The 6052-nt window shown below is 70.4% G+C and carries 3 protein-coding genes; 2 read left to right on the top strand and 1 reads right to left on the bottom strand.

Going from position 1 to position 6052, the window contains the following annotated elements; genetic code table 11:
• Positions 1-435 precede the first annotated feature (435 nt).
• Positions 436-2523, top strand: coding sequence for a S9 family peptidase (locus HHX33_RS33925; RefSeq protein WP_182878138.1), 2088 nt, complete (start codon positions 436-438; stop codon positions 2521-2523).
• Positions 2520-3545, top strand: coding sequence for an L-glyceraldehyde 3-phosphate reductase (gene mgrA / locus HHX33_RS33920; RefSeq protein WP_182878137.1), 1026 nt, complete (start codon positions 2520-2522; stop codon positions 3543-3545). The genes HHX33_RS33925 and mgrA overlap by 4 nt, the downstream gene beginning before the upstream one ends.
• A 90-nt stretch (positions 3546-3635) precedes the next feature.
• On the opposite strand, the gene HHX33_RS33915 is transcribed toward mgrA, so the two are convergent.
• Positions 3636-6041, bottom strand: coding sequence for a lysylphosphatidylglycerol synthase transmembrane domain-containing protein (locus HHX33_RS33915; RefSeq protein WP_310741637.1), 2406 nt, complete (start codon positions 6039-6041; stop codon positions 3636-3638).
• Positions 6042-6052 lie beyond the last annotated feature (11 nt).

The raw sequence follows: 6052 nt of genomic DNA, 5'->3' as shown, positions 1-6052 counted from the left end.
CGATCAGCCATTCCGTGTCAAATCCGCCCTGTTCAGAACCGACTTGACCCGAAACCCGCCAACCGACAGGAATTCGACCGCCCCGTTTCCGGGGCAACCCCTCTAACTTACCCGAACCCTCACCCCGATGCAAACCGCACATCAGGACAAGATCCAGGAGAGTACGAGAGGCCGTCGGTCAACCGACCCGCGCACGCCAAGCAAACCACCCAGGTGATCGAAGAGGAGTGCGCCGGACCGCGCCGACATCACAAGATTACCAGGCCTCGGCAGCGCCATGACCCGAATGGAAAGGAACGCATCCGAGGGGCGCCCTATTCCCGGTGTCGGCCCCATGTCGATCCCCCTGGTGTGGATCCGGGGACCGCCCCCCGAGACGGCTCGGAGGAGCCGTGGCAGGACCATGCCGAACATAGACTTTGGCGGGTGAGCGACATGCCGCCTGTAGCGAAGAAGGTTCCTTTCGAGCGCAGCCACCACGGTGACACCGTGGTCGACGAGTACGCGTGGCTGCTCAAGAAGGACGACCCCGACACCATCGCCTACCTGGAGGCGGAGAACGCCTACACCCAGGAGACGACGGCCCATCTTGGGGATCTCCAGGAGACGATCTTCAAGGAGATCAAGGGCCGGACCCTGGAGACCGACCTTTCCGTGCCCACGCGCAAGGGCGCCTGGTGGTACTACTCGCGCACCGAAGAGGGCAAGCAGTACGGCATCCAGTGCCGGGTGGCGGCCGACGGCGATGACCCGCCGAAGCTGGAGCCGGGCGAGCCACTCCCCGGTGAGCAGGTTCTGCTGGACGGCAACGAGCTCGCCGGCGACAGCCCGTTCTTCTCCATCGGCACGAGCGCGGTCAGCCCGGACGGCACGAAGCTCGCCTATTCCACCGACTTCTCCGGCGACGAGCGGTTCACGCTCCGGTTCAAGGATCTGGAGACAGGCGAACTGCTCTCGGACGAGATCCCCGGGGTCTTCTACGGCGGCGCCTGGTCGGGCGACGGCTCCACGTTCTTCTACACGACCGTGGACGACGCCTGGCGGCCGTACCGGATCCACCGGCACACCCTCGGCCAGGCCTCCGAGCAGGCCTCCGACCAGAACGGGGACGTCGTCGTCTACCAGGAGGACGACGAGCGTTTCTGGGTGGGCATCGGGCTGACCCGCAGCCAGCGCTACCTCGTGCTCACCTCGGGCAGCAAGATCACGAGTGAGGTCCGGGTGCTCGACGCGAGCACTCCGGACGGCGAGTTCGCCGTCGTGCGGCCCCGGCAGACCGGCGTCGAGTACGCCCTGGAGCACGCGGCGGACGGGTTCCTCATCCTCCACAACTACGGCGGCCCGGACGGCGACGGCGCCGTCAACTTCGAGCTCGCCACCGCCCCCATCGACGACCCGGGCACCTGGACCCCGCTGATCGAGCACAGGGACGACACCAGGCTGCTCGACGTGGACGCCTTCAGGGACCACATCGTCGTCCACTTCCGCCGCGACGGCCTCACCGGCGTGCGGATCCTGCCGGGCGACGGCGGCGACCCGTACGACATCTCCTTCCCCGAGCCGCTGTACGACGTCGCGCCGACCGGCAACGCCGAGTTCGAGACGGGCCGCCTGCGGCTCGGCTACACCTCGATGATCACCCCGCCGTCGGTGTACGACTACGACCTGCGGTCGCGCGAGCTGATCCTGCTCAAGCAGAAGGTGGTGCTCGGCGGCTACGACCCGGCCGACTACGAGCAGTTCCGTGAGTGGGCCACGGCCGACGACGGCACCAGGATCCCGATCTCGATCATGGTGCGGAAGGGCACGGACCGGCCCGCCCCGACCCTGCTGTACGGCTACGGCAGCTACGAGTCCTCCATCGACCCCTACTTCTCGACGGCCCGGCTCTCGCTGCTCGACCGGGGACTCGCCTTCGCCATCGCGCACGTGCGGGGCGGCGGCGAGATGGGCCGCCGTTGGTACGAGGACGGCAAGCTGACCCGGAAGAAGAACAGCTTCACCGACTTCGTCGCGTGCGCGCGCCATCTCAAGGCCTCGGGCTGGTCGAGCCGGGTCGTCGCCAGGGGCGGATCGGCGGGCGGGCTGCTCGTGGGCGCCGTCGCCAATCTCGCGCCCGAGGAGTTCGCCGGGATCGTCGCCGAGGTGCCGTTCGTCGACGCGCTGAACACGATCCTCGATCCCTCCCTGCCGCTGACGGTGACCGAATGGGACGAGTGGGGCGACCCGCTGCACGACCCCGAGGTCTACGCGTACATGAAGAGCTACTCGCCGTACGAGAACGTCGACGGCCGGCCGTACCCGCCGATCCTGGCGACCACCAGCCTCAACGACACGCGGGTGTTCTACCACGAGCCCGCCAAGTGGATCGCCCGGCTCCGCGACAGCGCGGCGGGCGGCCCGTTCCTGCTGAAGACCGAGATGGGCGCCGGCCACGGAGGCCGCAGCGGCCGTTACGACGCCTGGCGTGAGGAGGCGTTCGCGCTCTCCTGGATCCTCGACCGAGTTGGAGTGACCGAGTGAGCTATGTGGCAGCCGAGGGCCGGTACGGGCCCATGCCGTACAACCGGACCGGACGCAGCGGGCTGAGACTGCCCGCCGTGTCACTCGGGCTGTGGCACAACTTCGGCGACGACAAGCCGATCGAGACGCAGCGGGCGATCCTCCGCCGGGCCTTCGACCGCGGGGTCACCCACTTCGACCTCGCCAACAACTACGGCCCGCCGTACGGCTCCGCTGAGATCAACTTCGGGCACCTCTACCAGCAGGACTTCGCCAGGTACCGCGACGAGCTGGTCATCTCGACCAAGGCGGGCTACGACATGTGGCCCGGCCCGTACGGCAACTGGGGATCGCGGAAGTACCTGCTGGCGAGCCTCGACCAGTCACTGAAGCGGATGGGCCTCGACTACGTCGACATCTTCTACAGCCACCGCTTCGATCCCGAGACGCCTCTGGAGGAGACCATGGGGGCGCTCGCCCACGCGGTCCGCTCCGGGAAGGCGCTCTACGCCGGCATCTCGTCCTACTCCCCGGAGCGGACCCGGCAGGCGGCGGCGATCCTGCGGGACATGGGCACGCCCCTGCTCATCCACCAGCCCTCCTACTCGATGCTCAACCGCTGGATCGAGAACGGGCTGCTCGACGTGCTGGAGGAGGAGGGCGCCGGCTGCATCGCGTTCTCTCCGCTGGCGCAGGGCATGCTGACCGACCGCTACCTCGACGGCATCCCCGAGGACTCGCGGGCGGCGCAGGGCAAGTCGCTCGACCCGTCCCTGCTGTCGGAGGAGAGCCTGCGCCACGTCCGGCGGCTGAATGAGATCGCCGGGCGTCGGGGCCAGTCGCTGGCGCAGATGGCGCTGGCCTGGGCGCTGCGCGACCGCCGGGTGACGTCGGTGCTCATCGGCGCGAGCAGCGTGGAGCAACTCGACGCCAACCTGGACGCGGTCGGCCGGCTCGACTTCGCCCAGGAGGAACTGGACGAGATCGACAAGGACGCGGTCGACTGCGGCATCAACCTCTGGGCCGCCTCCAGCGCCGAGTGACCGAGGTGACCGTCCCGAAGTGACCCCGCGCGCCGGTCCGGGCGGCCGCGCGGGGCGGTGCCCGCTGAAAGGCAGTGCGGAGGAGGCGGGTCAGAGGGCGTTCTTGCGCTGGAGGTAGGCGAAGGAGGCCCAGCCGGGGAGGACGGGCAGCCAGAACGTCATCAACCGGAACAGCAGCACCGCCGAGGTGGCGACCGTGGCGGGCAGCCCGGCGACCGTGAGGCCGACCGACAACGAGGTCTCCACCGCGCCGAGGCCGCCGGGCGTCGGAGCGGCGGAGCCGATCGCGTTGCCGGCGAGGAACACCACGGCGACGGCCGTGAACGACACGTCGCCGCCGAAGGCCTGTACGCAGCCCGCCAGACAGATCACGAAGCTGAGCGTGAGCAGCAGCGTGCCGGCGACGGCCTCCAGGACCTTCCGGGGCGACTGCACGATGTCGAGCAGCCGGGGGATCACCCCCGAGAACAACGCGCGCACGCGGGAGGTGACCACCCGGCGCAGCGGCCGTATGGCGAGCAGGATGAGGAACAGCACGGCCACCCCGAGCAGCACCATGAGGAGCCCGCGCGACGGGGTCAGGGACGGCGCGGCCTGCGTGCCGGTCAGATAGCCGAACAGCAGCAGCAGCATGATGTGCATGGTCAGGCCGATGAGCTGGGACGCTCCGACGCTCGCCACGGCGGCCCCGGGCGGCACCCCGCGCTTCTGCAGGTAACGGGTGTTGATCGCGACCCCGCCCACCGCGGCCGGGGCGACCAGCTTCACGAACGACCCGGCGAGCTGGGCCAGGATCGTGTGCCCGAGCGGCAGCGACTCGGGGACGAAGCCGCGCAGCATCACCGCGGCGGCCACGTAGCTCAGCGCGGCCGCCACCAGCGCGACCCCGCTCCACGCCCAGTTGGCCGTGGTGACGACGGAGACCAGGTTGACCTGGCTGAGCTGGGGCAGCAGCAGGTAGGCCGCGATCACGCTGAGGATGATCGTGACGAGCGTGCGGGGGTGGAACCGCTCCAGCCGCACCTCCTCCACCTCGGCCTTGGGCTTCAGCGCGATGATCTGCTCGCGGAGCGCGGGCAGCAGGTGCTTGTCGCGGCGGGCGGCGGTCCTGGTGTCGCGGCTCAGCGCGATCCGCTGGAGCAGCGGCATCGCCCCGGCCAGAGCGTCCTCCCCCAGCGCCTTCGCCGCCGACCGGACGGACCGCTCGGCTCCCACGCGGGTGCCGAGGTAGGAGAGAAGCTGGGCGATGTCGAGCCGCAGCAGCAGGTCACCGGCCGCGATCTCGCCGCTGCGGGCGTCCACGAGGTAGACGTCGCCGTGCGCGTCGACGTGGATGCTCTCGCCGGTGAGATGGCGGTGGGCCAGGCGGTGGGCCTGCAGCAGCCGCACCTGCTCCCACATCCGCGCGAGCAGCTCGTCGTCGAGGTCCGCGTCGTCCAGCTCGCTCACCGGCCGGGTGTCCACGTGCTCGTAGGCGAGCAGCGCGGCCTCGGTGCCGACCTCGCTGGTGCCCAGCAGGCGCGGCAGCCGTACGCCCGCCGCCTGCGCGGCGTACGCCATGAGCGCCTCGCGCTCCAGCTCGGCGCGCAGCGAGCGGATGGCCCGGCGCCGGGTCTCGTTGTTGAGCAGGAACCGCCGCCACAGCCGGTAGAGGACCCCCGCGACCTGGCGGTCCCGGTCGAGGACGGTCACGTCGACGGTGCGGTCGCCGGCGAGGCCGATGAGGTAGCGACGGCTGCCCGAACTGTCGTCCTCCACCCGGCGGGCGCTGACCGGCGTGAACCCGAGCCTGCGCAACGCGGCCAGCACGGCGCTGCCCGGCGGCCGGGTGTTGGCGCTGCCGATGCCGTACAACGTGCCGAAGCCGACGGCGAGGCCCACGACGTAGGTGAGGATCACGCCGAGCGCGGTGACCTTGGTGGCGGTGAACAGCGCGAACACGTCGAGGCCCAGAGCGACCCACATGAGCGCCCGCCAGTGGGGGCGGCGCGACATCCGCACCGCCGTGGCGTAGGCGATCGCGGGGGTGAGCACGGTGTTCAGCGGCTCGACGTCCCGGTTGCCGGTGAGCAGCTGCCTGAGGTCCGCGGGACCGGACTGCACCAGCCACTCGCCCAGCGCGTACGAGACCAGGAGGGCGAGGATCGCGGCGATCAGCCCCTGGGTGACGCGCATGCCGTCGCGGTGGAAGACCCGCTCGACGGCGAACGCCACCGGGACGACCAGCACGGCCACGCCGCCCAGCAGCCCGGCGGCGGCCGAGAGCACCTCGGGCGCGCGGCCGGTGCCCGTGTGGACGTCGGACTCCAGGCCGTTGAGCGTCCGCTGCAGGGCCAGAGCCAGCAGCACGACGGCGGTGAGGGCCAGCAGCGTGAGCAGGAACCGCAGGGCGTCCGAAGGACGGCGGATCCGCTGCGGCAACAGAGGCTCGACGACCAGGACGACCCCCGGGCCGGGGGTGTCCAGTGTCAGGTCCTGCTCCTTGATGCCTCTCACCACCAGCGATT

Source organism: Microbispora sp. H10670, from assembly GCF_014161385.1.
In the GTDB taxonomy this organism is placed as follows: Bacteria; Actinomycetota; Actinomycetes; order Streptosporangiales; family Streptosporangiaceae; genus Microbispora; species Microbispora triticiradicis.
Note: the sequence above shows the minus strand (reverse complement) of the source record. Positions and strands in the feature narration are given on the sequence as shown.

Excerpts from the sequence above, each read along its gene's own strand:
- HHX33_RS33925 (WP_182878138.1), top strand. The coding sequence starts at position 436 with ATGCCGCCTGTAGCGAAGAAGGTTCCTTTCGAGCGCAGCCACCACGGT.